Source organism: Bradyrhizobium sp. USDA 376 (genome assembly GCF_054063675.1).
On record NZ_JBSSGN010000001.1, the window covers coordinates 8,904,415 to 8,930,093 of the forward strand.

23 protein-coding genes are annotated in these 25,679 nt (G+C 60.6%); 10 read left to right on the plus strand and 13 right to left on the minus strand.

Features of this window, described 5'->3' with window-relative positions:
• Positions 1-51 precede the first annotated feature (51 nt).
• Positions 52-792 carry an SDR family oxidoreductase gene (locus tag ACVJ19_RS41870; RefSeq protein WP_453954887.1) on the minus strand — a complete coding sequence of 247 codons (741 nt, stop codon included), beginning with the start codon at positions 790-792 and terminating at the stop codon, positions 52-54.
• A gap of 308 nt (positions 793-1,100) precedes the next feature.
• Here ACVJ19_RS41870 and ACVJ19_RS41875 point away from each other — a divergent pair, with 308 nt between their 5' ends.
• The 5 genes from ACVJ19_RS41875 (at position 1,101) to ACVJ19_RS41895 (ending at position 7,996) form a co-directional block, all read left to right on the plus strand.
• On the plus strand, positions 1,101-1,994 hold the full coding sequence (locus ACVJ19_RS41875) for a LysR family transcriptional regulator (protein ID WP_453954888.1): 894 nt from the start codon (positions 1,101-1,103) through the stop codon (positions 1,992-1,994).
• Between the two features lie 652 nt (positions 1,995-2,646).
• Positions 2,647-3,951 carry a hypothetical protein gene (locus ACVJ19_RS41880; protein ID WP_453954889.1) on the plus strand — a complete coding sequence of 435 codons (1,305 nt, stop codon included), beginning with the start codon at positions 2,647-2,649 and terminating at the stop codon, positions 3,949-3,951.
• A 239-nt stretch (positions 3,952-4,190) separates the two neighbouring features.
• Positions 4,191-4,649 (plus strand): hypothetical protein, encoded by a 459-nt coding sequence (locus ACVJ19_RS41885; protein WP_018643963.1) that lies wholly within the window; start codon positions 4,191-4,193, stop codon positions 4,647-4,649.
• Between the two features lie 141 nt (positions 4,650-4,790).
• The gene (locus tag ACVJ19_RS41890) at positions 4,791-6,527 is read left to right on the plus strand and encodes a type I secretion system permease/ATPase (RefSeq protein WP_456739512.1); all 1,737 of its coding nucleotides are present in this window, start codon (positions 4,791-4,793) and stop codon (positions 6,525-6,527) included.
• Positions 6,524-7,996, plus strand: a complete 1,473-nt coding sequence (locus ACVJ19_RS41895; RefSeq protein WP_453954891.1) for an HlyD family type I secretion periplasmic adaptor subunit — start codon at positions 6,524-6,526, stop codon at positions 7,994-7,996. Before ACVJ19_RS41890 ends, ACVJ19_RS41895 begins: the two co-directional genes overlap by 4 nt.
• Here the strand turns inward: ACVJ19_RS41895 and ACVJ19_RS41900 are convergent.
• The gene (locus tag ACVJ19_RS41900) at positions 7,993-8,844 is read right to left on the minus strand and encodes a response regulator transcription factor (RefSeq protein WP_453954892.1); all 852 of its coding nucleotides are present in this window, start codon (positions 8,842-8,844) and stop codon (positions 7,993-7,995) included. The genes ACVJ19_RS41895 and ACVJ19_RS41900 overlap by 4 nt on opposite strands.
• Before the next feature lie 145 nt (positions 8,845-8,989).
• A complete protein-coding gene (locus ACVJ19_RS41905) occupies positions 8,990-9,574 on the minus strand; it encodes a hypothetical protein (RefSeq protein ID WP_453954893.1) in 585 nt (194 codons plus the stop codon).
• An 818-nt stretch (positions 9,575-10,392) separates the two neighbouring features.
• Between ACVJ19_RS41905 and ACVJ19_RS41910 the strand changes: the two genes are divergently transcribed.
• Positions 10,393-12,513 carry an MASE1 domain-containing protein gene (locus ACVJ19_RS41910; protein WP_453954894.1) on the plus strand — a complete coding sequence of 707 codons (2,121 nt, stop codon included), beginning with the start codon at positions 10,393-10,395 and terminating at the stop codon, positions 12,511-12,513.
• Here ACVJ19_RS41910 and ACVJ19_RS41915 read toward each other — a convergent pair.
• Positions 12,508-13,170 carry a response regulator transcription factor gene (locus ACVJ19_RS41915; protein WP_453954895.1) on the minus strand — a complete coding sequence of 221 codons (663 nt, stop codon included), beginning with the start codon at positions 13,168-13,170 and terminating at the stop codon, positions 12,508-12,510. The two genes, ACVJ19_RS41910 and ACVJ19_RS41915, sit on opposite strands and share 6 nt — an antisense overlap.
• 567 nt (positions 13,171-13,737) lie before the next feature.
• Between ACVJ19_RS41915 and opgC the strand changes: the two genes are divergently transcribed.
• Together opgC and ACVJ19_RS41925 are read left to right on the plus strand one after the other, a co-directional pair.
• Positions 13,738-15,138 carry an OpgC domain-containing protein gene (gene opgC / locus ACVJ19_RS41920; protein ID WP_453954896.1) on the plus strand — a complete coding sequence of 467 codons (1,401 nt, stop codon included), beginning with the start codon at positions 13,738-13,740 and terminating at the stop codon, positions 15,136-15,138.
• A 268-nt stretch (positions 15,139-15,406) separates the two neighbouring features.
• Positions 15,407-15,913 (plus strand): DUF992 domain-containing protein, encoded by a 507-nt coding sequence (locus ACVJ19_RS41925; RefSeq protein ID WP_453954897.1) that lies wholly within the window; start codon positions 15,407-15,409, stop codon positions 15,911-15,913.
• A gap of 78 nt (positions 15,914-15,991) precedes the next feature.
• On the opposite strand, the gene ACVJ19_RS41930 is transcribed toward ACVJ19_RS41925, so the two are convergent.
• A protein-coding gene (locus ACVJ19_RS41930; RefSeq protein WP_109866565.1) for an IS3-like element ISRj2 family transposase occupies positions 15,992-17,121 on the minus strand; the annotation gives its coding sequence in 2 pieces (ribosomal slippage) (positions 15,992-16,869 and positions 16,869-17,121; 1,131 coding nt in all).
• Between the two features lie 87 nt (positions 17,122-17,208).
• On the opposite strand from ACVJ19_RS41930, the gene ACVJ19_RS41935 reads away from it, so the two are divergent.
• The gene (locus ACVJ19_RS41935; RefSeq protein WP_453954898.1) at positions 17,209-17,316 is read left to right on the plus strand and encodes a DUF992 domain-containing protein; all 108 of its coding nucleotides are present in this window, start codon (positions 17,209-17,211) and stop codon (positions 17,314-17,316) included.
• Positions 17,317-17,462: 146 nt separating this feature from the next.
• Here the strand turns inward: ACVJ19_RS41935 and ACVJ19_RS41940 are convergent, their stop codons facing one another.
• The 3 genes from ACVJ19_RS41940 to ACVJ19_RS41950 all read right to left on the minus strand — a co-directional run bounded on the left by ACVJ19_RS41940 (position 17,463) and on the right by ACVJ19_RS41950 (position 18,657).
• Entirely contained in the window at positions 17,463-17,585 is a 123-nt protein-coding gene (locus ACVJ19_RS41940) for a hypothetical protein (RefSeq protein WP_453954899.1), read from the minus strand.
• A gap of 49 nt (positions 17,586-17,634) precedes the next feature.
• Positions 17,635-18,363, minus strand: a complete 729-nt coding sequence (locus ACVJ19_RS41945) for a sulfite exporter TauE/SafE family protein (protein ID WP_453954900.1) — start codon at positions 18,361-18,363, stop codon at positions 17,635-17,637.
• Positions 18,364-18,450: 87 nt separating this feature from the next.
• Positions 18,451-18,657, minus strand: a complete 207-nt coding sequence (locus ACVJ19_RS41950) for a hypothetical protein (protein WP_453954901.1) — start codon at positions 18,655-18,657, stop codon at positions 18,451-18,453.
• 404 nt (positions 18,658-19,061) lie between these two features.
• On the opposite strand from ACVJ19_RS41950, the gene ACVJ19_RS41955 reads away from it, so the two are divergent.
• A complete protein-coding gene (locus ACVJ19_RS41955; RefSeq protein WP_453955316.1) occupies positions 19,062-22,181 on the plus strand; it encodes an ATP-binding protein in 3,120 nt (1,039 codons plus the stop codon).
• Between the two features lie 48 nt (positions 22,182-22,229).
• On the opposite strand, the gene ACVJ19_RS41960 is transcribed toward ACVJ19_RS41955, so the two are convergent.
• The 5 genes from ACVJ19_RS41960 to ACVJ19_RS41980 are packed head-to-tail and all read right to left on the minus strand — an operon-like array spanning position 22,230 to position 25,672.
• Positions 22,230-23,513, minus strand: a complete 1,284-nt coding sequence (locus ACVJ19_RS41960) for a methyl-accepting chemotaxis protein (RefSeq protein ID WP_453954902.1) — start codon at positions 23,511-23,513, stop codon at positions 22,230-22,232.
• A 50-nt stretch (positions 23,514-23,563) separates the two neighbouring features.
• Positions 23,564-23,746, minus strand: a complete 183-nt coding sequence (locus ACVJ19_RS41965; protein WP_212248849.1) for a hypothetical protein — start codon at positions 23,744-23,746, stop codon at positions 23,564-23,566.
• Between the two features lie 47 nt (positions 23,747-23,793).
• A complete protein-coding gene (locus ACVJ19_RS41970; RefSeq protein ID WP_453954903.1) occupies positions 23,794-24,909 on the minus strand; it encodes a WD40 repeat domain-containing protein in 1,116 nt (371 codons plus the stop codon).
• An 8-nt stretch (positions 24,910-24,917) separates the two neighbouring features.
• Positions 24,918-25,226 carry a hypothetical protein gene (locus tag ACVJ19_RS41975; RefSeq protein ID WP_453954904.1) on the minus strand — a complete coding sequence of 103 codons (309 nt, stop codon included), beginning with the start codon at positions 25,224-25,226 and terminating at the stop codon, positions 24,918-24,920.
• Positions 25,223-25,672 carry a hypothetical protein gene (locus ACVJ19_RS41980; protein ID WP_453954905.1) on the minus strand — a complete coding sequence of 150 codons (450 nt, stop codon included), beginning with the start codon at positions 25,670-25,672 and terminating at the stop codon, positions 25,223-25,225. The genes ACVJ19_RS41975 and ACVJ19_RS41980 overlap by 4 nt, the downstream gene beginning before the upstream one ends.
• Between the last annotated feature and the right edge of the window lie 7 nt (positions 25,673-25,679).

Sequence of the window (25,679 nt, forward strand, 5' to 3'; positions counted from 1 at the left end):
AGCGGCTCAGGGTGGGATGATGCTGCCGGTGGCCGTGGACCGTCGCGGTACTCAGCACATGCCACCGTTCGCACGGATCGTCTGGCCATTGATCCAACCGCCTTCGGGGCCGACAAGGAACGCCACAACGCGAGCAATGTCTTCAGTCTGCCCGAGCCGTTCGAGTGGATTCATCTTCGCCATGTGCCCGATCAGCTCATCGCTCTTGCCCTGAAGGAAGAGTTCGGTCGCGACTGGGCCAGGCGCCACGGCGTTGACGCTGATACCTCGGCCACGCATTTCTTGCGCCAGAACCTGCGTCAGGCCTTCGACCGCGGCCTTGGTTGCGATGTAGATGCCGTAGGTCGGCAGACGGACGCCGATGACGCTGGACGAGAAATTGACGATGCGCCCTCCTTCGCGCAGGCGCTTCGCCGCTTCACGGCAGGGATTGAACGTACCCTTCAGATTGACCGCGATGATCTGGTCGAAGGTTTGATCGTCGACCTCGGCAATTTTGGCGAGCTTCATGATACCGGCGCAGTTGATGACCACGTCGACGCCACCAAACGCCGCTTCGGCCGCGTCGAACATCGATACCACCGCGCCGGAATCTGCAACGTCCGCCTTGACTGCGATCGCCTTGCCACCCGCTGCTTCGATCTTGGTGACAATTTCTTGAGCGGGAGCTGCCTTGCCTACAAAGTTAACCACGACGTTGAAGCCGTCATGTGCGAGACGCAGCGCGACTTCGGCGCCGATGCCGCGTGACGAACCAGTAACGATGGCGACTTTATTTGATGATTGGCTCACGACGATTTATCCTGCTCGATTTTCTGCTGTTGAGGCGCTGATGTTTTCTTGAGGCTTGCAGTAGACCTTTATGATCCCTGCCGAGGGCCTTCTATCCCGTGGCTGCTGTTGTGTTGACCGAACTTGCCAGGCCAGATGCTTGGTGTGACCCAGCCGCGGCTGAACCCGGTGGCTTAGTCCGATGATCGCGCTGCTGTTCGCCATCGCGTCATGCTGATTTCTGGCTCCGAACGGGCCATCAACATGACACTTCAAATCTCACAGATAATCTGGCAGCTTTCGCGAACACTATCCGAGAAGAGCGAATAATGGATCGAATTGATTCGATGCGGGTGTTTGCCCGCGTCGTGGAACGTCGCAGCTTTACTCGTGCTGCCGAGGATCTCGGATTCCCGGCGTCCACCGTGACGGATGCAGTGAAACATCTCGAATCCCGGCTCAAGGTTCGGCTTCTGCACCGGACCACGCGGCAGGTGCGCGTGACGCCCGATGGCGAGGCTTACTACCAGCGCTGCCTTTCCATTCTCGCGGATATCGAGGAGGCGGAGAGCGCCTTCAGCGGCGCCAAGCCACGTGGGCTATTGCGAGTGGAGGTTCAGGGCACCCAAGCGCGGCGCTTCATTGTGCCTGCTCTGCCCCAATTCTTCTCGAAATATCCGGATCTCGAGCTTTCCCTGAGCGAGGGAGATCGATTTATTGATCTCGTCCATGAAGGCGTCGACTGCGCACTGCGCACCGGGAATCCGGAAGAAAGCGACCTCATTGCACGACGCGTAGCACTGCTGCGCGAGGTCACAGTGGCATCGCCCGCCTATGTCGCGCGTTTCGGCCTACCTCGGCGCTGGGATGTTCTGGAGGGACATTGCATGGTCGGCTTCCGCTCATCGGCAACCGGCGGTGTGCTCCCGTTGGAATTCACCGTCGACGGGGTTCGCCAGACCGTGACGTTGCCCATGACTCTGTCAGTCGATGGCGGCGATACCTACCAAGTCGCCGCTCTGGCAGGATTGGGCTTGATCCAGGTGCCACGCTATTCGGTAGAGCACGATATCGCGAACGGTACATTAATCGAGCTGCTAGACGACACCCCACCGTCTCCCACGCCGGTCTACCTCCTTTACCCGCGAAGTCGCCAACTGAGCCTCAGGCTCCGCGTGTTCATCGACTGGATAACGAAGGTCTATGCTAGACACACCCAATAGACCGCTTTCGCGATGGGATGCCTCCAGGAGCACCGCACCAGCTTCGCACCAAAAACGGCGTGAACGAAGCACGACGAACGCAATCAAACCTGAACGAAAACAAGAAAATCAACGAACGCGTCCAGTATCCCGCCGCTCATACCTGCCGGGCCCACCAATAAATCGATCACTTGGCAGGCTTTCGATGCATATCTACGGCAAAACCGTGCCGTCGCTCTAAAGTGGCTCAGCCTGTCCCAAGTGAAAGCCCCCGGTGTTGCTCCCCTGGCCGGACACGAGCTTTGGCGGCGACCTAGGCGCAATACGGTTCAAATCCGGCAATGCGGCGGATTCATTTTGGCCGCAGGCGAGATGAGTGCGCGGACCGGGGGAATTGATGCAAAGGCTGTAACCGCACCCGAACGGATGTAGCCGATGTTACGGCTGCCAGACGAGCGCTATATCCGAACTGACGGCTGGCCATTCGACCTTCCCGGGACGACATTCTGTCCGGAGTGCAGAACCCGTCCGATCGCGCGGAGCGATTGCGATGAGGGAGGCTACGATGGATTTTACGCGAATGTCGGATGGAATCCGGCTGCATCACGCCTCTCATCACCACGATGGGTACGATGGCGCGGACGAATTGGGCCCTGCGTCGAGAGCTCCGTTCGTGGCTGACCCGGTCGGCGGTAGCGCCCTGGTCCATCGTCCCGGCCTGTTTGCTGGTCCTGGAGCAAACGCCGCGACCGCGAACAGCCAGCATAAAGACTCCGACCCGGTTCAATCCAAACATCCCCCATCGGGGGGCGAGATGGGCGGCCACGCCGGCAACCACGCTGCAGCGGGCCTGGATGTTTCGTCCACGAAGTCTCCTGCCGGCGCATCCTTTCCCGAGAAGGGCATTGCTTCGGTCGAGAGTGGGGCGAACACGGCAGGGAACGGCGGGGATGGCCATTTTTACGGAGGTATCATTCACGCGTCCCTGTTGCTCTACGAACCGATCAACATTTCGATCAGCGTGGGATACGGCTCGGTCGCCCTGGCCAACCAGTCCAACAATCTGAATGTCGATCAATCCGCTTTTCAGATGGCCGGCGTCGGCGGCCATGGCGGCAATGACAACATTGCAGCGGGTGGGAGCATCAGTCCGTTTTTAGGCTCCGGCGCGATCGCGAGCGGCGACAGCAGCGCCGGAAACGGCGGCAGCGGCTATTTCTCGGGTGCGATCGTGGACGCTCCCGTGGTGATCTATCATCCGATCAATATTGCGTTGGCGAGTTCGGGCGGCACTGCACATGCAAGTCAGTCGAACACGGTCGACATCGACCAATCCGCCACGCAGATCGCGGGCGTCGGCGGAAGTGGCGGACATGGCAATGTGGCCGCCGGCGGCAGCGTCCTCACGCTAGACCCCAGTTGGGGATCGAGCGTCTTTGACGTTCAAACGGGCGGAAGCCAGGCCGGCAATGGCGGTGACGGCATGTTCTACGGGGAACTCGTCCATACCTCGTTTGTCGTGTACAACCCGATCAACATCGCAATCGCGGGCTATGGCTCCAGCGCTTACGCGGTCCAGATAAATGATGTCTCCGTGGATCAATCCGCGGTTCAGATCGCTGGCATTGGCGGGCACGGCGGCAACGACAACGCCGCAGCGGGCGGCCATGCAAACCTTCTCTCCCATCATCTGTGGGGCGGGTCCGATACGATCGCGACCGGTTCGAACAGCGCAGGCAATGGCGGCAACGGTTATTTTGCGGGCAGTCTGATCGACGTCAGCGTTACGATCTATGCACCCATCAACATAGCAATCGCAGGTCCACATTCGACGGCCGTGGCCGATCAGGTCAACAACGTGCACATCGACCAGAGTGCGACCCAGATCGCCGGCGTTGGCGGGGACGGCGGCTACGGCAACCTCGCGCTAGGTGGCGATGCCGCGCATCTCCTGTCGGATCTTCACCTGGTGGCATAGCGAAACGTCGCATCGATCGCATCGCGGCACGCGCCGTCGCCGCTCTTCGCATGCAAAGCCCGCGCAGAGGCGCCATCCCCTGACGAAATGTCGTACTTTCGTACGTAAGCCCACCAAACCGAACGTTGTTCGATTTGACATCTATCGCGCTCGCGCACGGGCGGGCCAGACTTGCCGTGCGCGTCCGCCTGATCGGGATGGATGTTGCACGACAGCCAACAAAACGACGGAGGCCTCAAATGATGCCAAAGGCAATCAACATCTCGGATACGATCAAATTCAAATCGATCGACACCGGTGGTCAAAGTGCCGGAAATGGCGGCGACGGTACTTTCAAGGGAGCCATCATCAGCAAGCCGACTGTCAACTACGATCCGACCAACAAGGCGGAAGGCGCCGACGTGCACGTGAGCACCGGCGATCACGTCAAACAGACGGCGGATTGGGATGCCGGCGGCGCCAACGCCAAGGCCTCGGTGTTCTCCAAGGCTCATGGCGGAGACGCCGAGTCGAACGGAAGCCAGAAGTCCTACAGCGGCTACGATACCTCCAAGGTCTACGCCAATACGGATGCCACCCAGATCAACAAGCTCGCGGTGGACCAGCACCAGGAAGTTGTCGCCGGCATCGGCGGCGATGGCGGAGACGGCAACTTCGCATGGGGTGGCGGAGTGACCTTCCATCTCGACACGCTCTGACGAGCCGCTCGTCCGACTGGCGGGACCGGCTGCCGCGGCCGCCGGTCCCGGATTTCGCGCCAAAGATCTACCGATACCGTTGCCGGATTGCGTTGACCATCAGTCAAGTGCGCCGGACCTCGATTTCAGGCGGTGACGATCATGCTGATGCCGCCCATTCGGTTGCCCATCCTGCCGCAGATCCGGACGCCACTGCACACAGCCCTCCGGTCCTGCGTGGGACCGCTAGGTCTCGTATTCGCATATAGCTGCAGTTACAATCTGCTACTGTTTGCGCCCTCCATCTATCTTCTTCAGATCTACGACCGGGTGTTGTCGAGCCGGAGCGGCGACACGTTGCTCCTGCTCACGCTCATAGTCGCGATCACAGTGGTCGTCGGCGGCGTGTTCGATGCATTGCGGCGCGCCGTCCTTGGACGCCTCGGCGCCTGGCTCGACGATCGCCTTCGTCCCTGCGTGCTTTCGGCCGGCCTCGAATCGGCGTTTCGCAGCGATTGGACGCAAGCGTCGGGCGCATATCGGGACCTCACCGTGCTGCGCCAGTTCGTCGAGTCCGGCTCATGTACGATGCTGTTCGACGCGCTCTGGGCGCCCTTGTTCCTCCTTGTCCTCGTTCTGATCCATCCCCTGCTTGGCGTGGTGGGCGCCTGCTGCGTCACCTTCCTGTTCGCACTCACGGTCGCCGGAGAGCTGGTCACGGAAGACGTTTTGCTCAGGTCCAGCGCCGCGCTCTCCAGAAGCTACGGTCGCCTCCAGACTGCCGCGAGCAACATCCACATGATCCGCGCCATGGGAATGTTCGATAGCGCCGCGCGCATGATCCACCGTGACTCGCAGCACGCGCGCAGAGAGCACGATGTCGCACTCCGGCGCGGCGAGATCGTCTCCCTGTCCGCCAAGCCGGTTCGCGCGCTGTCGCAGGTCTTGATCATGGGGGCTGCCGCGTGGCTCGTCCTCGATCACGGGAAAAGTCCGGCAATCATCTTTGCTTCTACGCTGATGTTCAGCCGGGCGCTCGCGCCGGTCGAAAGTGCGGTCGCAGGCTGGAAATCACTCGTGACGGCCGTGAGCGCCTGTCAGCGGCTCGGCGCGCTTCTCGCCGCATTCCCCGTCGCCCGGCAGGAGAGCGCGGGGGTTTTCCCGCCGCAGGCGCGAAGCGGCCTCGTCGTCGACAATGTGGGCGTGTGGCTTGCGGGGACCGACCATCTTCTGCTGAACGGCGTCTCCTTCAGCCTCATGCCCGGAGAATGCCTTGGCATTATCGGTCCGTCCGGGTCAGGCAAGTCCTTGCTCGGCCAGGTGATCGCCGGGCTGTCGATGCCGACGCATGGCCGTGTCCTCCTCGACAATACCGACGTCTCGCTGCTTCGCGAGGGCCGAAACGGCGACGGCCTCGGATATCTCCCCCAGGACATCAATCTGATCGGCGACACCATCAACGACATCATCGCACGCCTTGAAGATGCCGACCGGCGGAAGGTCGTCGAAGCGGCCAAGCTCGCCGGAATCCATGGGGCGATCATGCGCCTGCCGCAGGGTTACGACACGGTGGTTCACAGTGAAACAATCTTCTCACGCGGGTATCGGCAGCGCCTCGGTCTTGCCCGCGCCTTTTTCGGCAGCCCACGCCTCATCGTTCTCGACGAACCCAACGCCAGCCTCGACTACGGGGGCGAGCGAATGCTCCTGGATGCCATCGAGCGCATGAAGCTCGCAGGCGTCATCCTTGTCGTCGTCACTCACAGGATGGGTCTCCTCGCCGCCACGGACAAGATTGCCATCATGGAAGACGGTGCGGTCGCCGCGTTCGGCGACAGCGAGGACATCTTTGAACGGCACCTGAGCCGACCCCAGGTTACTTCGCAGGTTGCGCCATGATCTGGAATTCTCTCACCATCTGGAAGCATCCCGCCGTCTCAAGACTTCCCATGATCTGGGACCGGCTCATGCGCGCGCCGGCGCGCCCCCCGCCCGCCCGGCGATCTGGCGTCGTGGTGACCGCGATCGACGATTTCGAGCCTCTGGAATTTCCATGGTGCTCGACGCCGACGCCGACCTCTCCGAGCGGAAGGCTTCGCGGTATTACCGTTGCGGGCAATCTGCTGGTGCTCTGCTTCATGCTGGGGCTTGGTACATGGGCGAGCCTCGCGCCTCTCGAGAGCGCCGCGATCGCGTCCGGCGTCGTGGAATCGGAATCAAGTCGCAAGACGATCCAGCATCTGGAAGGCGGTATCGTCAGCAAGATCCTGGTTTCGGATGGCGACATCGTGCGCAGCGGCCAAACGCTGATCGCGCTGGAGGACACCCGGGCGAGCTCGGAGGTACAAAGTCTTCAAGGCCAATTTTGGGATGCGGCTGCTCGTGCCGCTCGGCTTCAAGCCGAGCAGCAGAGGTTCGAGAGGATCGCAATTCCGGACGCGCTGGAACAGGACAGCAGGCAGAGCGGAGTGGCCGCCGCTGCAGTGTCGGCGCAGCAATTCATTTTCCAGGCGCGGCTGCAGGTTCACGAGTCGCAGCTTGCGGTCATTCGCGAACGAAGGCGTCAAGTCGAAAAGGAGATCGAAGGTCTCACGGCGCAGGAGAGCGCCACCGGGCAGCGGATCGGCATCGTCCGGGAGGAACTGGATATGGTCACGACACTCGTCAACAAGGGTCTCGAACGGAGGCCGCGACTTCTGAACCTGCAGCGGGAGCTGGCCGACGTTGAGGGCCGCCGCGGCGAGATCGCCGCGCAGATTTCCCGCGCCGCGCAAGTCATCAGCGAACAGCAGGCCACATTGTTCAAGCTCGAGAGCGAGAGGCAGAACGAGATCGCACAGTCGCTTCGTGAAGCACAGAATCAGATATTCCAGCTCCGAGAGCGGTTGTTTGCGGCCAGGGACCAGCTATCGCGAACAGAGGTCAAGGCGCCAGAGGACGGCGTGATAACCGATTTGCGGATTCATACAGCCGGCGGCGTCATCGGAGCGGGCGCTCCGCTCATGGACCTGGTACCCCGGCAAGACCGTCTCATCGTGACCGCGCGCCTGAGGCCCGAGGATATCGATGTGGTTCATCCCGGCCTCAATGCCGAGGTTCACCTCGTACCGTACAATCAGCGTCGCGTGCCTCGCCTGGGGGGAACTGTCGTGCACGTGTCCGCAGACCGGCTCCTCGACAAGCGCACCGACCAGCCATACTACGCGACCAAAATCCGGATCGACGACGCGCAGATCGTCGCAAACGACGTCCAGATCGTCCCCGGCATGCCGGTTCAAGTGTTCATCACGACAGGGCGCGGTACCGTGGCTCTCTACGCGCTCAGGCCCCTGCTCGACAGCTTCCGTGGTGCATTCAGAGAAGACTAAGTCTCCTGCATCGGACCTGCGCCGGGATCGTGATCGCGACCCTGCGCCGGCAACCGGCCGCGCCAGCGGAGCACGGCTTCCGTCCGATTGTGCGCAGCACATTTCCTCATGATATGCTGGATGTGCATTTTGACTGTGCTTTCCGACAGGTTCAATTTGGCGGCGATCAGCTTGTTGGGCCGGCCGAGCTCCAATTCCGCCAGAACCTGTTGCTCACGAGGCGTGAGATCCGTCACGCTCCTTTCGATAGTCACTCCGGCTCCCTCGTTCACAAGATATGCGCGCGCAAGCCCGCGTGCATCTGGCGGCTCGAAATCCGGTATCCTGTTCATCCCGGCGGCGGGCAACGGCCTGTAGACGCCGCCGACAAGGACAAGGCGCAGGCCAGCTATGGCGATCTCGATCGGCAGCGAGGTAGAAAGAAAGCCGCGCACGCCCCGCTGCATCGCGGCCTGCACGGTCGGCTCGTCGTCATGGTTTGACAGGATTGCAACGGCGGCGTTGGGACAACACTCCGCAATGAAGGCGAGACTGGCCTCAACCGAGGGATCGTCGATGGGCTTGTCTGCGATACTCAGCACCACCAGACGAACATCGCGGGTTGACGTGCAGTCCAGGCTTTCGACCGTTGCCATGTCGAGGATCTCGAATTCCGCCAATTCCCGCCTGAGGATGTTCAGGATACATGTACGAGGCAGCAGGACCGGTTCGACGATCACCAGAACCGGCAAGTGAAGCGATCCATCGAACCGCTTTGAGGAGTTGGTTATGTCGTCCATGATTTCCTCGAGATAAAAAGAGCTTCCGCGATATTCCCATTCCCTATTGCTTCTTCCCTGCTGCTGCATTCATCCTGAATGATCATCACGAGAGCGGCGCAGTGCCGCCGCCAGTGCCTTGTCCACTGCGGGTTTACCTGGCGCCTGGGTGGAAATTCTTTCCGCTCAAATTCATTTCGGCGCGTACCGCGCGGTGACGCAGTCGACGCATTCCCTAATTGCAGATATTTCGATAGGCCGTTGACGCCGCCGACCCCGACTTGCCGTCGACGACATATGCTTCATCCTCCTTCACGAGATAAAGAAACGGTCTCTCTCCGGTCTCGCCGCCTGATGCGCTTCTTCCTTTCACACGCCCGCAAATCGTATCCACGGGGCGTCCAAGCGTGTTCTTTCGCATCGTGCGCTTCATTTCGGTGAATTCGGCCGATCCTGGATCCTCCATCTTCGTCGCGATGGTGACCTTCGCCTTTTCTAGGACAGGATCTGATACTTCCGCGGGCCGTTCGGATGCCGGGACGCTGGTCCTCGTCCGCGGTGACGCCGCTTTGGCGAGGTCGACCGATTTGCTCTTCTTTGGAGACGATTTCTTGCCGGACCTTCCCGGAGTTGCAGAATTCGATTCGACGATCACGGGATTCGGCGCCAATGCCGTCGGCGGTGGCCGCGCGGGTCGGGCGACCGCAACCCGGTCGAAACAGGGTCGTGACGCACACCCAAGGAAATACCCTCGGGAAGGCGCGAACCAGCCAAAGCCGATCAGGACTCCTGCCAGCACTCCAACAAAAAGCAGTCCCATCCGATTCCCCTCCCTGGGAGCTCGGCTCGCTTGTAACTAGGACTAATTCCGCGCTGGTGATCCATCTGTTGCGCAAAAGCGTTAAACGCCCATTAAGCGCGCGCGCAAAAGGCCAATCGTGAAAGCGAGCATGGCCGATTTGGTCCGCTCTTGGCCTCCTCTGCAACTTGAGTGTTCGAAGGTCCGCCTTGCACCACCAAAAGCTGCCGATCACCGCCAGTTCCGGAGCACCGACAGGCCATGAGCTCTCCTTGATCGTAAATTCGGCGATGAATTCGAGTTGGCGATCGTTCGATCAAAGGAGAATTACGTCGCTCATCGCAAACGTCACCGCCGACGCAACGAACTCATCGCCTCATCGATCATGGGATGGTTCTTTTTTGAGTGAAGCTTGCGCTCCCTCGTCCGCCGCAGCAAGCAATCGCGCAAGTGGTTCAGTCCCGAGACTCCAACGAGAGATAGGGCTTTTGTCGCACACAGCGACCTTGTCCGGGTCCAACAAATCCGGCCTTTCGGAGAGCCTATCTTCGTCGTACGATGCGTTCCCCGAAAGCTCGGGGTGAACACGAGACAGCGCGAATTCCTCGGGGCGTAACGCCGGCCGGTTGTCCAGTGGTGCTGACTGATCCGCAGGGATTGAACAGCAAGTCGGCCAGATGCTCCATCGCACGCGCCGTCTCCTAGTCCGCCAGCAGACTGCGGTGATCAATTGGATGTGAGCGCATCTGCCGTATCGACCTAGCGATCTTTGATCTTCGACCAAGAATTCAAAAGTCAGTCTTAGTGGACGAACCAATTGCCTAGTCGAGGGATCGACGATGTCCGATCCACGATCACCAGCTCCCGCGACAAATTCCAGCCGAGTCATCAGCTACATCGGCGGTCTGGTCGCAATTGGGGCCATCTATCTCGTCTCGGCAAAAGGCGGGCTTGCTCTCGCCTCTGTTCATCCCAGCGCAACGCCAATTTGGCCACCGACGGGTGTCGCGCTGGCGGCGGTGCTGTTGCGGGGATATCGGACCTGGCCAGCGATTTTCGTGGCGGCGATGATCGCTAATGCGACGACGGCAGGCTCTATTGCCACAGCAATTGCGATTGCGACGGGCAACTCTCTTGAAGCAGTTGCCGGCGCTTATCTCATCAATCGGTGGGCGGGCGGGCGTAACACGTTTTCGAGGCCCAATTCTGTCGCAAAGTTTGCTGTGATTTGCGTCGTGATCGCGACACCGATCAGCGCCAGCATTGGACTGAGCAGTCTGGCAATCTTCGGGTACATCGAACCGAAGAATTTCGCGGATGCGTGGATCACCTGGTGGCTGGGAGATGTGACCGGCGCACTGGTCATTGCCCCCGTTATCGTGCTTTGGGCATCAAGCAGCTATCGTGCCTTCAACCGCCATGAATTTCTGGAGACGGTCGGCGTCCTCACGACGGCGGCGGCTGTTGGACTCATTGCTTTCAGTCCCCTGATCGAGCAAGCGCCCAGCCGAGATTCACTGGGTTTTCTGGCTATCCTGCCCATGTTGTGGGCAGCGCTGCGTCGCGGTCCACGCGATACCGCAACGGTTGCCCTGGTACTTGCGGGCATCACGATTTGGGGGACGCACATGGGCGGCGGCCCCTTCGCGACCCCTGATACCAACGCGTCGTTCCTGCTGGTGTTGATGTTCCTGATCAGCATTACCGTTCCGAGCCTGCTGCTGAGCGCCGATGTCGAGGTGCGCAAGAAAGCGGAAGGAAGCCTGCGCCGCGCGCACGTCGAACTCGAGCGGAAGGTCGCAGAGCGTACGCAGGAACTGCAGCTCGCCAATGCCGCAAAATCGCGCTTTCTGGCCATGGCAAGCCATGATTTGCGGCAGCCGTTACATGCATTGGGGCTGTTCGTCGCCCAGCTGCGCACGCCGCTCAAACCGGAGGAAAGAACCAAGACGATCGAACGGGTCGACGCAACCCGCAAGGAAATGGATGACATGTTCAATTCGCTCCTGGACATTTCCAGGCTCGATGCCGGGATGCTTACCCCCAAGCTCACCGAATTCCCGATCGCGCGCCTGCTTCAAAAGATCGAAACGGCGTTCGATCAGGCGACGCGGGAAAAAGGCCTGCGGCTACGCATCCAGCCAAGTGACGCCTGGGTGCGGAGCGACGCCATGCTGCTCGAACGCATCATGCTGAATCTGGTATCCAATGCCGTACGCTACACGGTGCGGGGCGGTATTCTGGTCGGATGTCGTCGGCGCGGTGAATTGCTGCGCATCGAAGTATGGGATACCGGTCCCGGCATTCCCGAGGACCAGAGGCGGAATATCTTTGGCGAGTTTTTTCAAATTCCTGCCTCAGACCAGAGCAAATCCGGGGGACTCGGGCTTGGCCTCGCCATTGTCGACAGGCTTTGCCTGCTTCTCAACCATCAAATCGACCTGGCTTCGACCGTGAGTCGAGGTTCGCGATTTGCGATCCTGGTTCCGACGGTCGATGAAAGCGTCAAATCCGCAGCAGCCACGGACTTGCCTCGCCCCGGCGCCTTTGCAGTCGACGGCAAGGCGATTCTTGTTATTGCCGATGCCCCAATCATGCAGGAGGGAACGGGCGGATTGCTTAGCAAATGGGGATGCTCGGTTCTTGCCGCCGGATCCGACGAAGCTACGCTTGTCCGACTTGCTGAGCGCCAGCAACGCCCCGACCTCATAATCTCGGACTATCATCTCGCAAGCGGGAAGACCGGAATCCGGGCAATTGAACAAATCAATGCGGCGTTTGGCTCGTCAATTCCCGCCATTCTCGTCAGCGGCGATACGGCCGCTGAACCACTGCGGGACGCCAAGGATAGAGGGTACATCTTGCTGCACAAGCCCGTCGATCCGATGCAGCTCCGCGCTGTCATGCACGAGCTCTTTAGAAATCATGACGGTGGAAGGGACGCTGGGGCAGTCTCATGATCCAGATTTCGGCGGCCACTCCCAATCCATTTTTCCGACCTTTATGACGGCCTCGGTGCGCGTCGCTACCCCGAGCGCCTTGAGAACGACCGTGACGTGATTCTTCACTGTCGGCACTGCCATATTGAGCATCTTGGCAATGACCTTGTTGCTTTTTCCCTCAATCAGGAGCGCAAGTACGTCAATCTGCCGATCGGTCAACCCGAGCCCCTTGAGCGAGTCGGACGCCACTTTCTTATTTGCAAGCCGCGGGCCCGCTGTTTCCTCCAGAATCTCCGAGGGAATGTAAACTCCGCCGGAGAATACCAGCTCAATGGCGTTGAGCATCACCTCGCGTTCCGTGGTTTTCGGAATGAAACCCAGCGCGCCGAGTTTGAAAGCGCGCCTGACCGTGTCTTGATCGTCTGAGGACGAGAGAATGATGATAGCGATCGTCGCATAGCGATTGCGCAGTTCGCGAAGGACAGAGAAGCCGTCGCGATCAGGCAAATTGATGTCAAGCAGAATGAGGCCGATGTCCGGATGCTCCTCGACGATGTGCATGGCCTCTCGACTGTTCGAAGCTTCGAGTATGATGGCTTCTCGCTTCAGTTGCTTCAGGACAGCGTGCAATGCCTCGCGAATCAATGTGTGATCGTCAACAATAAGCACTTTCATAAAAAAGCTCTCCGTTCTCTGACCGCCCGGAGATTCAATAGAAAAATCATACACCCATGTTCGAAACCGTCCATCTTCTATCTCTGGTCCAACCAGCGGCTCGCCGTCAGACACTCAAAGTAGGAGCCGAGCGCTGCTGTGTTCTATGGTTGCAATCGGCACACAACAGGTATGGAAAGAGCGCGGACTACGTGACGCGCGGGGCTCGCCGGCGCCTTCGTCCATGCGAGCTGTGAATTGCTCATCATGTATCTGAATGATGCCAGATAGACGCTGCGGCCCCGACAGTACCTTGGTCATAGGACCTAGGCACTTCTCCGTAGCGACCTCCGGCCGATTTACACGCTGCGCCGCTTGAACGATGATGTCGACGGTCAGCCTCTCCACCAGCAGGGTTTTTACCCGGCGCGGCCATATGATCGGTGCCGCAATTGCTGTGGTAGCCGGGTCGGTGCTCTGGACTGCGGCGCTGTCACGATCCCGCAGCGTGGTCGCGCTTTTTGTCAAATTCGGTGGCTCTCGACCGTTCCTCCTGAAGCGTGCGCGCACGCTGGACGAGGCAAGCCAATGCATGATCGGACCGCAATCCCGAAGCCAGTGGCAGGCGCGCTGCCGGAGTTCACGGCCAACGGCCGCGACCTGCGCATTGATGCCTGCCGCGGCATCGCGCTCTGGTGCATCTTTCTTGATCATGTCCCCAATAACATCGGAAGTTGGCTGACGCCACGGAACTACGGCTTCAGCGATGCCGCGGAAGTGTTCATGTTCGTCTCGGGCGTCACCTGCGCACTGGCCTACGGCAAGGTGTGGAGCTGCGAGGGATGGACCAGCGTGATCCGCCGGACCCTCCGGCGAAGCTGGGACATTTATGTCGCATTTCTGCTGCTCACGCTCGCCTGCGCCGTCCTGGTTTATCTCGCAGGCGGCGACCGTCTTGCCGACGAGAGCAATACGCGCATTCTGTTGGACCAGCCGGGTGCGACGCTCGCGCACGCAGCCATCCTGCAATACCGGCCGGTCAATACCGACGTGTTGCCGATCTTCGTGCTTCTTCACCTCTTGTTCGCGCCGTTGCTGTGGTTGCTGCTCCGAATGCCGAACGTGACGCTTGGCGCCTCGCTGGCGCTTTATGCGCTGGTGCATATCTTCGGGTGGTCCATGCCGGCGTGGCCGAACGGCCACTGGGCTTTCAATCCACTGGCCTGGCAGCTGCTGGTGGTCCTTGGCGCGTGGATGATAATCGAGGGTGAAAGAGTGCGCCCCTGGCTAACCTCACGCACGGCGCTCGTGCCTGCCGTTCTCTTCCTGGTCTTCAGCCTCGTCATCGCATTGAGCTGGAGAATCAAGCCGCTGGAAGCGTTGATCCCGCAGGGGCTGACGAAGTTGGCTTACCCGACGGAGAAATCGAATCTCGATCCGTTGCGTCTGTTGCATTTCTTGGCTCTTGCGATTGTAGCGGTATGGTTCGTGCCGCCCAACCGGCAAGCATTGACGACTGCGGTGATGCGCGGCGCCATCCTCTGTGGCAAGCACTCGTTGCCGATCTTCTGCCTCGGCGTCCTGCTTACGCTCGCCAGCCTCCTGGCGCTGCTCGACATATCGGACGGGCTTGCGATGCAGATCGCGCTCAGCGTTGGTGGCGTCCTAACGATGATCGTGGCGGCGACGCTGCTGAACTTGATCAACATCAAACCCAGGTCGAAGCCGACCCTTGCACTGCCGATGGGTGTGCGCGTCCAACAAGACGCCTGGGGCACCGCTGGCTGGCGTCCCCTGCAGGCGTTTCGCCGAGCACTGCGCGAGTTCGGCTGGGCCGGCGGCAAGATCCCCATCGTCGATTGCCAGTTCGCGGAGCGGCAATCCCACCGAGTGCCTCTCCTCGCAGACGAATTGCTACGGCTCAAGGCAGACGTCATCGCGGCGTCGCCGCAAGGTCATTCTGATCGTTTCGATACTCGCTTGGCATAGAAGACACCACGCCGTCGATTGGACTTCGCAGCGCACGCTGTTTCGAAACCTCTTCAGCATGAGCACTTCAAGGCGCGAAAATGCGGCGCCGCGGGCGGCAAGCAGGGATGCCCCCCGGCGAGGGCCGTCTGCCTGGCAGCAGCCGACCTGGCGATCGGTATCTTGATGACGCTGACTGTGCTTTTTTTGGCCGTGCCCCTGCCGGCGACGGGAACATCATCGCGTCGGTGCGCATAGAAGGACCATCAGACACCATCAGGGGATGTCGATGGAGGACTCCATGATCAGAGCAACACTGAATGGAACAAAGCTGAGCAATCTCGCGACCGCATGCGCCGCCCTGGCGCTCGCTCTTGCCACGGTTCCGGCAACAGCACAGGAGGCCGGGCGCCCCCGGGTCGGCACGCTCACGTGCAACATAGCGCCCGGAGTCGGCATGATTGTCGGGGGACAGCGGCAGTTGAACTGCATCTATGCATCGGCACGAGGCCGCACGCGCGAGGCTTACGAAGGCACCGTCAGCACGCTTGGCCTCGACATAGGCGCCACGTCCGGCGGTCAACTGACCTGGGCCGTTTTTGCACCAACGACGCTACGCCGCGCGGCGTTGGCGGGAACCTATGCGGGCGCGACGGCCGGCGGCACGGTAGGCGCCGGAGTTGGTGCCAACCTCCTGGTCGGAGGTTCGGATCGCACGGTCGCCTTGCAGAGCTGGCCCCGGTTGTTTGGACAGCGCCCCGCTGGATTTAAGTGGATTCCTGCCGGGTTATGCTGAACGCGGGGCTTTACGATTTTGTCGTTGCGTCGGGAGGGCGTAGCCCGACCAGAGCGACGACAAAATCGTCGGCGACGGTCATGCGGCCATCACCATAGCTTGCGTGCCGAAGTAAGCCTCGTCGGGCGTGCGCCCGTCAAGGCTCGAGTGAGGGCGTCCCTGATTGTAGAAGGCCAGATACTTGGCAATTGACGCTCGCGCCTCGGACACGCTGTCGTAGGCGCGGAGATAAACTTCTTCGTATTTGACCGTGCGCCAGAGCCGCTCGACAAACACGTTGTCGCGCCAGGCGCCCTTGCCATCCATGCTGATGGCGATCTTCGCGTCCAGCAGCACATCGGTGAACTCGAGGCTGGTGAACTGGCTGCCCTGGTCCGTGTTGAAAATCGCGGGCCTGCCGTGCTTCGCCAACGCCTCCTGGACCGCTTCGACGCAGAAGGCCGCCTCCATTGTGATCGAGACGCGATGGGCCAGGACCCGTCGGCTGAACACATCGACGACCGCCGCGAGATAGACGAAGCCACGCCGCATCGGAATGTAGGTGATGTCCATTGCCCACGCATGGTCGGGCCGCTCGATCTTCAATCCGCGCAACAGGTACGGGTAGATCTTGTGACCCGGAGCCGGCTTGCTCGTGTTCGGGCGACGATAGACCGCCTCGATCCCCATGCGCTTCATCAGCGTCGCGATGTGGCGGCGACCGGCGTATACCCCCTCCCGCCGCAGCAACGATCGCAGCATACGCGCTCCCGCGAAGGGATAATCGAGATGCAGCTCATCGAGCCGACGCATCAAGGCAAGGTCCTCGGCCGAAACTGGCCGAGGTTCATAGTAGACCGTGCTGCGAGCCAGCTTCAGGACCTTCGCCTGGCGCACGATAGAAAGATCATGACCGCGGTCGATCATCGCTTTGCGCTCAGCAGGCCCGCCTTGGTGAGCGCGCCGGACAAAAAATCGTTTTCCAACGCCAGCTCGCCGATCTTGGCATGCAACGCCTTCAAATCGACCGGCGTCTCGGCCGATGTCTTGTCATGCCCAAACACGCCGGCGGCGCCTTCCAGGAGCTGGTTTTTCCAGATCGTGATCTGGTTCGGATGAACATCAAACAGTTGCGCCAGCTCCGCCAGTGTCTTGTCTCCTTTGACCGCAGCCAAAGCAACCTTCGCCTTGAATGCCGGAGAATGCGTCCGGCGACTCTTCTTCGTCATCTTCGCTCCTGATTCGCAGCAAGAATCCTCGCCGCTGTCAGGCAGAAAATCCACTCAAGCTACTGTCCGAATTTGCGGGGCCAGCTCTTGCAGCCGGTATCCGTCCAAGCGCAGACAGGCGTGAATGTTGCGGCGGGCGTATCCAGAATGGAATTGCGGCCAGTCGCCGCTCCTGTGCGTGGCAGAGCGCAGTGACCACGCCATCGCTGACGAGTCGCAGAACCGGAGGCATCCGTTAGGTGTAGCCGGGGATTACGATGGCAGTGCACCCAATAGCTCCGGCCGCGTGCAGGTTCGAAGGAAAACCAGAACTTCCCGGTCCGGAGCCACGACTCGCCCGTTCAAACCAGCTCCAGCCGAAGCGACCGTCCGACCATGGGCGCCGCACGCGGTAGCATGGTCAGCGTGACATTGCCGTCCTTTGAGTCGAGCAGGCGCCCGATCTGGCTGCGCGAGGTCTTCATGCGCTGAGTCTTGGTGGGACGGGACAGCGGCCGCTCGCAGGTGACCGCTCTACAACACCAGCAACAGTCCCGAAACCAGCAAGATACTGAGAATAATTCGCCGGAACAGCGCATCATCGACGCAGCGAAAAACAAGAATCCCGAGCGCCGTTCCTGCGAGGAGTGCCGGGATGCTGACTGCGAAGTCAACCAGGACCTTTGTCGACAGATCTCCTCGGACCAGCATGAGAACAAGTGCGAATATCTGCATGGCGGCGATGAAGGGTTGAACCATTCCGCGCTGCTCGGTTTTTGGCACGCCGTGGATGTCACACCATATGGTCGGTATTGCACCCGGCATCGCCGTCAACCCGCCGACAAAGCCTCCGCCGAAGCCGATCAATGCATTGCGTGCCGCATTCATCTGCAAGCGATGAGAAAGCACCGGCCTGAACAGCGTGTAGGCCGCATAGCAGGCGACGGCGAGACCGAAGCTCTCTCTGAAGATCCGCGCGTCCGCAGCTTGCAGCAGCCACACGGCGATCGGAACGCCAAGCAATCCGCCGACGACGAGTCCCGAGCTCTGTTTCCAGGGGATGCTTTTTCTCAGGGCCCAAAGACCCGCGGCTTGCACGGTGATGCTGCAGGCCATCATCAGCGGGACCGTCTCCAGTGGCGGGAGAACGTGAAGGAGAATCGCGCCGGCCACCGCCGAAAAGGCAAAGCCCGCGAGGCCCGAGACGAAAGCGCCGCAAAACACAGCGACACTGAGCAGGCAGAACGACGCAACGTCGCCCATGAGCTAACCCTTTTTGGTCGGTCGCATCCTGGAATGGCCACTTTGAATGGCGACTTGGAATGATGACTTGGAATGGTGACTTGGCGATCAGTCCCCGGACGACAGTCCGGGCGGCTCGGGCGCCGCCACGGCATCGTTCTGGCGGGTCGAAGTCAGCATCGCGGCTGCAAGGATGTGCAAAATGACAAAGCAGATGGCGATCGTCGCCAGCAGCGTATTCTCGCTCGGTGCCAGAATCCGAAATTTGCGTTCGGACGACTGTTCACTGACCGACATCGTCGTGTCCTCCAGCATCCGACCGAGAGGCAAACTGGATCAGCAGGCGATACTGTCGAAGGGTGCGCTCTGCCTGCAGCCGTCGCGAATGGTGGAGCGCCTGAAGGAGGCGCCCAGACCAGTTTTCTTTTCGAGCAGACCTCGTGGGGGCAACAAACGAATGCGCTGAAAATGACGCATCGCCTCTGGCTGGCGCCCTGCTGTTGAATAATGGCACGGTGGATGCAGCGATCGACTGAAACATCTTGTGAAGCAACACCCCATAGAACACGCGAGTGAGACGCCGCGCCTTTTCTTCCAAGCGCATGACACGAACACCTTGTGTGAGTGACTGGATACGGCCGGAACTATCGAACGGGACGCCGCGCCACGCTTTAATGCGAGCTTAATTTGTCCTTATCGTTTCCTTCATTTTGAACGCCGTGCTTGATTTCGGGCCGGTGTACCGGTTGAATATTCGCCTCGCGCGCACCTCCGAAGGCATTGTTTTGCTGTATCTATTTGACGATTTCGTCCTCGACACCGACCAGCGGGAATTGCGCCGTGACGGACGTACGATTCCGTTGCAGCCTCAGGTTTTCGACCTCCTCGAATATCTGATCCGCCACCGCGCCCGGGTGGTGACCAAGGACGATCTGATCGGTGCAATTTGGGGCGGGCGCATCGTCTCGGAGTCGGCACTCACCACCCGCATCAACGCAGCCCGGACGGGAATAGGCGATTCCGGCGAGGCGCAACGGCTGATCAAGACCTTACCGCGCAAAGGCGTCCGCTTTATCGGCACGGTGCGGGAAGCCCCCAGGGAGGTCGAGAACGCGGTCGCACCTCTGAAGACCGAAATCTCCGCCTTGGTGGTCGGCCGGACGGCCCCCTTCGAGATGGTCGACCAGATGACGCGGCACGTCTTGTCCGGCAAGCGGCAGATGGCTTTTATCACCGGAGAAGCCGGGATCGGCAAGACGGCCTTCATCGCCAAGGCGCTCGAGCAACTGACCGAACAGGGCTTCGATCAGCTCTATGGGCGCTGCACCGAACGATTCGGAACGGACGAAGTCTTTCTTCCACTGATCGATGCACTGGTGAACCGTTATCGCGCAAACGGTCCGGAATTGATTTCGGCAGTTCGCGCGCACGCACCCACCTGGATCCTGCAATTGCCGGGCGTCATCGACGCATCGGAACGCGCGGCTTTCCAGGATGAAGTGTTCGGCGCGACGCGCGAGCGGATGCTGCGCGAATTTTGCGATCTTCTGGAAGCGCTGAGCACCGGCCGCCCCTGGGTCCTTGTTCTCGAAGATCTGCATTGGAGCGACTTCGCGACACTCGACGTGCTGTCTCGCTTCGCACGCGGGAACGGCAAGGCGCGCGTGCTGGTCCTCTGCTCCTATCGTTCGGCCGACAGTTCCGCCGGCGGGCATCCCATCCGTCGCCTGCACGGGGATCTCGAGATTCACGGCTACTGCAGCGAATTGCGCCTCGATCGATTGTCGCGTTCGGAGGTCGAGCGTTACCTGGCATTGCGCTTCGACGACGAGGAGCTTGCCTCCAGCCTGTCAAAGCCCGTATTCGAGCGAACGCTGGGACATCCCTTGTTTGTTGCCTCGCTGCTCAAACACTTGATCGACCAGGAGTCGATCGTCGAAATGGACGACGGATGGCGCCTGCCCCCACAGCCGGTATTTACCCAAGATCGCATTCCAGACAGCCTCCTGAAGATGATCGGCCACGAGCTCGATCGCCTCACCGACAACGAGCGGCGTCTGCTCGATGTCGCCAGCGTTGCCGGCGAAGACTTTTCTGCGGCCCTCGTTGCGGCCGGCCTGTCCGACGACGCGATCGACGTTGAAAGGGACATTGAAGCCTCGATCCGGAAGCATCAAATCCTCGTTCGTTCGGGGGTTTCCGAATGGCCCGATGGAACGTATTCAGGCTCCTACGCTTTCCGTCACATCCTCTATCAAAATATCATTTACCAGAATCTGCCGCCCGGGCACCGCGCCCAAACGCACAAGCGCTTGGGCAAGAGGCTGGAAGAAGCCTATGCCGGCTGCACCCATGAAATAGCGCCCGCGCTCGCACTTCACTTTGAGCAGGGGCGCGACTTTCCGAGCGCATTGTGCTACCTCCAGGAAGCGGCCAGGAACTCGACGAGACGCCTCGGCCATGCGGAGGCCGCAAGCTATCTCACCCGCGCGCTTGGCATACTTGATCGTTTCGATGCTGCCGACAAATTCTCAACCCGCATCGCGCTTCTGCGGCAGCGAAGCTGGGCTCTTCGCTCGTGCGGGGACCTCGTCGGCTCCATCCGTGATCTGCGAGACATGATTGCCTGCGCCGAACAAGCGGGCGAAATCAAGCAACAGCTCAACGGCCTCACGGCTGTGAGCAGTCTCTGCTTGCGCGTGGATCGCCACGCCTGCCTCGAGGCCGCTGAAGATGTACTGTCGCGAAGCCAGGCGCTTGCGGACGACACATTCAAGGCTCTGGTCCAGGGCAGCAGCGCGAGCGTCAATCTGTTCCTCAACGGCTGGCGCAAACAGGACGCCACGCTCTGCGACAGGGCAATCGAGCTGAGTGCAAGTGCCACCAACTATGGCATCTTGATCAGGCGCAATGGAATATCCGGTATCGTTGATTGCTGGAGGTCGCAGTACCAGGAGTGCCGCCGCGCCGGCACGGAAGGAAAGCGGCTGGCGCGTTTGGCTGGCGACGTTTACACGTTCGTTCTGTTCAATGTTCTTGAATCAATCGCGCTCATTCATCTGGGCGAATGGCGCGAATTGCGGCGTGAAATCACGGCCGGCCTCGAACTGGCCGTCAGGAACGCGAACGGCCCCAGCAGCGCATTGTGCCGGCTGACGCTTGCGTGGTTGCACGTCGAAGCGATGGATTTTGATGGAGCCCGGGAGATCTGCGAACGCGTCGACGATAGTCTGCTGGTCGGCGATCAGTCGACATACTTCCACAAGCGGGCCGTCCTTGCGAAGGCCTATGTCGGCCTGAACGATCCGTCGGGAGCTCGCAGGCAATTTGACGATATTGAGCGCCGCAGGCATGAAGAAGGCATCGACATCGAATTTACCGCCGCGACGCAGGTGTATCATTGCCTCGGCGAATATTACTTGCAGGTTGAAGACTTTACGCAGGCTCGGAGCTGTGCACGCCAGCTCCACGACTATGTGGCAACGGCTCCAGATCTCAATCACCTGGCCCAGGCCCACGGACTGCTCGCGCGCGCTGCGCTTGCCTTGGGCGATTCAGCGGAGGCTCAGTTGCACCTGTCCCGCGCGCTGGAGATCGTCGACAGTGCCGACTTCCCGATTGCTTCCTGGCGGGTGTACCGCACGGCCGCCGAGATCTTCGCGAGGTACGGAGACGTCGACAGGGCGGCGACTTATCGCTTGCGATTTGCAGAGACCGTCGGGAGGCTCGCGCAAAATTTCGAACCCGAGGATCGGTTGCACAAGAGCTTGCTCGCTGTGTTGGCAACGCGGACAGCGCAACTGGAAGCGATGACCTCGCTGCCTTCGCGGCCCGCTTAGCCGGCGGAGCCGGCAGTCCGTTGGACTGGTGTTGAGCGAAATGTGTCATCAAGCACGTATCGTCTTGAGAAACCGACTCACTTCGTCTTTGAGGCGATTGCTCTCGCTCGACAACGACCGAGCTGCCGACAGGACTTGCGAGGAGGCAGAACCAGTTTCGGAGGCCTCGCGCTGCACATCTATGATGTTGGTGGAGACGCGCTGGGTGCCGCTTGCAGCTTGCTGAACGTTGCGCGCAATCTCCTGCGTCGCCGCACCTTGCTCTTCCACGGCTGCCGCGATGGCCGACGAAATCTCCGACAGCTTTCTTATCGTACCAGTGATCTCGCCAATTGTGCTCACCGATTCTTGCGTCGCAGTCTGGATGGCCCCGATTTGCTGACCAATTTCACCTGTCGCTTTGGCTGTCTGCTCCGCCAGGGCCTTTACCTCAGAGGCCACCACCGCAAACCCCCGACCGGCGTCGCCGGCGCGCGCCGCCTCGATCGTCGCGTTCAGGGCCAGCAGATTGGTCTGACCCGCAATGGCGTTGATAAGCTCGACCACGTCCCCGATTCGCGCGGCCGCCTTCGACAATTCGCTGACGCGCTCGTTGGTTTTCTGCGCTTGGCTAACTGCCTCGTTGGCGATCCGGGCGGCCTCCTGCACCTGCCGGCTGATTTCCCTGACAGATGACGATAGCTGTTCGGCCGCAGAAGCAACCGACTGGACGTTGCTGGATGCCGTCTCGGAGGCCGCAGCGGCGACAGTGGTTGATTTTTGCGAGCGTTCGGCCGTGCTGCTTAGACTGCTCGCAGAGCTCTCGAGTTCATTTGAAGCTGAGGAAACGGTATCGACGATTTCTCCGATCGCGCTTTCAAAGTCGCTTGCCAATCGACGGACCATCCGGCTCTTCTCGTCCTCCGCCTTCATGAGCTCGTCGATATCGACCAACGATCCGCAGGCGCGCCGCGGCCGGCCTTTCTCGTCCAACACGACTCCACCTGTTGCTCGGAACCAACGGTAGCTGCCGTCTTTGACCTTCAAGCGGTACTTCACATCGTAGCCGACGCCGGTCTGGCAAGTCGAACCGAACGCGGCGAATGTCGCTGCAGCGTCATCCGGGTGAAGGCGATCAGACCAAGATTGCACGACGTTGGGAAACTCGGCTTCCGTCTTGTACCCGCACAAGCGCCGGAATTCGCTCGACCAGGTCCACCGCGCCTTGGCGTGCATCGCATCCCCCTCATAGAGGATCGCATCCCACAATCCGATGCCACAATGCAGTGACAGCGTCTCGAGCCACTCAGCCTTGTGGACGAGTTCGTTGTCCCGAATAAGTCCCTTCAACATGCTGCCCCCTTGCCCCTTCGCTCGGATTTCGTGTGCAGTTAGACGACACGTCACTGCGTTGTTGCGCTTCGCTCGAAGGGCTTGTTTTCGGCGATGAACCTCGCCGCCAACACCAGGGCGCCCATCGAGAACTCTTTTCCGTGCGCGGCAATCATGCGCTCGGAGAGCTCCGCCAGCTCCTTGAAGAACTGATCCTTGCTTGCGGCTTCGTTTGACGCTTCGGTGACTGTCATGAATTTCCTCCTGGAGCTCGCGGCAAGGCTCGTCGCCCAGCTCGCCGTTACTTGAAGATCTGCGGCGGAAACGTCACGATCGCCGCCTCGCCGCCACGTGTTCCGACGACAAGATGCTGGCCGTCACCGGACCAGCGGACGGCCTGGACCGCGCTCCGGCCCGGCGGTTTGATGACCAGCTCGTCGGGGTCGCCAATCCTGGCGACTACGACCCTGCCGTCGCTGTACCCGGCCGCGACCAACGGGCGTCCCGGATGCATGTCCACTGCCTCGACGAGGACGAATCCACCGCGGCCGGTGCTGAGGCTCGTCGGCTGTTCGCGACCGTCGTCGAGACTGGAAATGTCCCATGCGATCATCCGATAGGCTCCACTCGTCACAAGAACGCGGGAGTCTGCACTCCACGAGAGAGACCCAACGCTTGCAGGATAGCTCGGAATCCGAACGGCGCGCGCATCGGAAAGGCGCAGCAATACGATGCCACCTTCTGCGACGGACATTGCCAACCAGCTTCCATCGGGACGCCACGCCAAGCTGGAGATCGAGCCCAAAGCCATCGAGATGGTGGGCTCAGGTCGGGGTCCGAAGGCACGCACAAGCAGGCAACCGTCGGCTCCTATCGCGAAGCTCCGACCATCTGGCGAAACGGCTATCGCGGATGAACGCCCCCCAGCACGCTCCTGGAGCCATCCGACATCGCCGTTGGAATCGCAGTATATGACCGACCCGCCGGAGGCAGCCAAAATGCCGCCGGCGTGCACCGGGGCGACGAGATCGATCGGTGCCCCTAATTTTGCGGCCTGTCGAGTGACGCCGGATGCCGACACGTGCAGCAACTGACTGCCATCGCTTGCAATGAAGCCTTCAGGCTCGATCGAGGCGAGATGAAGGGAAGCATCGCTGATGACGACTTTCGTCAACGGCGGGACCGGATTCCGCCGCGGTGAGATCGTCGATCGGCCGCCGTCCAAGGCCATACGATAGCGATCCTTCGGCGGTTCGCTGTCGGCCAGCGGAGCGATGGCCAGAGAGCCATCGGCAAGCGCGAACGCCACTGCCTGTCCCGCAGCGTCGAACGCCGCGTTCGTAACGGGCGCCCCCATGGTCCAATGCCGACCAAGCAAGTCATAGAGCGTAGCGGTCTCAGCTTCCATCGTGTCCATCGGTCGTCTCACCTGCCGGTCGCAATACACCTGTCGAGTTCTTCAAGGCGTCGTTCCAGCGCGGCGCATTGGGCGTCGCACGCTGCCATTCCGGCCTCAGCTTCTTTCAAGCGCTCGTGCGCTTCCTCGATAGCGTAGGCGAACGCATGCGAACCGCCTGTCGCCGCAATCTCCTGCTCAATCCTCTGAATCTCGAATTCTGCTCCACCAGCAAGCTGACGGTTCAGAAGGTTCCACGATTGAGCGGCCGATATCTGCTGAACGACGAACAGCCGCTCCTTCAGCATTTCGACAAGGACTTCCGGATCGACACTCATGCGCTCGACTCGATTTGATCCAGGATCCGCTGGAGGCCCCGGGCATCGGATACGAAGTGTCGCTGCGCGTCATTGACGTAAGATTGCAGCGAGTCCCACAGATCGACCCTCAGCAACCGCGCCGGATCGCCCGCCATCGTCTCGATGGTCTGGAGGCCAAACTGATGCCGCAAGCCGATACCCTGCAATACGAAATCCGAAAGCTCGCGTGCGTGCGTTTCGACGAAAGGTCGCAGTAGCGGATGTACGCCGTAGCTCATGCCGCGCTTTGCGAGCTCGGTCTCGATGAACATGATGAAATGTCGTACCAGCAAGCTTTGGCTTTCACCAACCAGGTGCACTACGAAAGTGACGTCGCGGTCGGCGCGCGCAAGGATCTGCGAGGCCAACGTCGCCGCGGGGGCCGGACCTTCCCCGCCCTTTTGTTCATCCCAGACAGCCGCCATGCCAGCC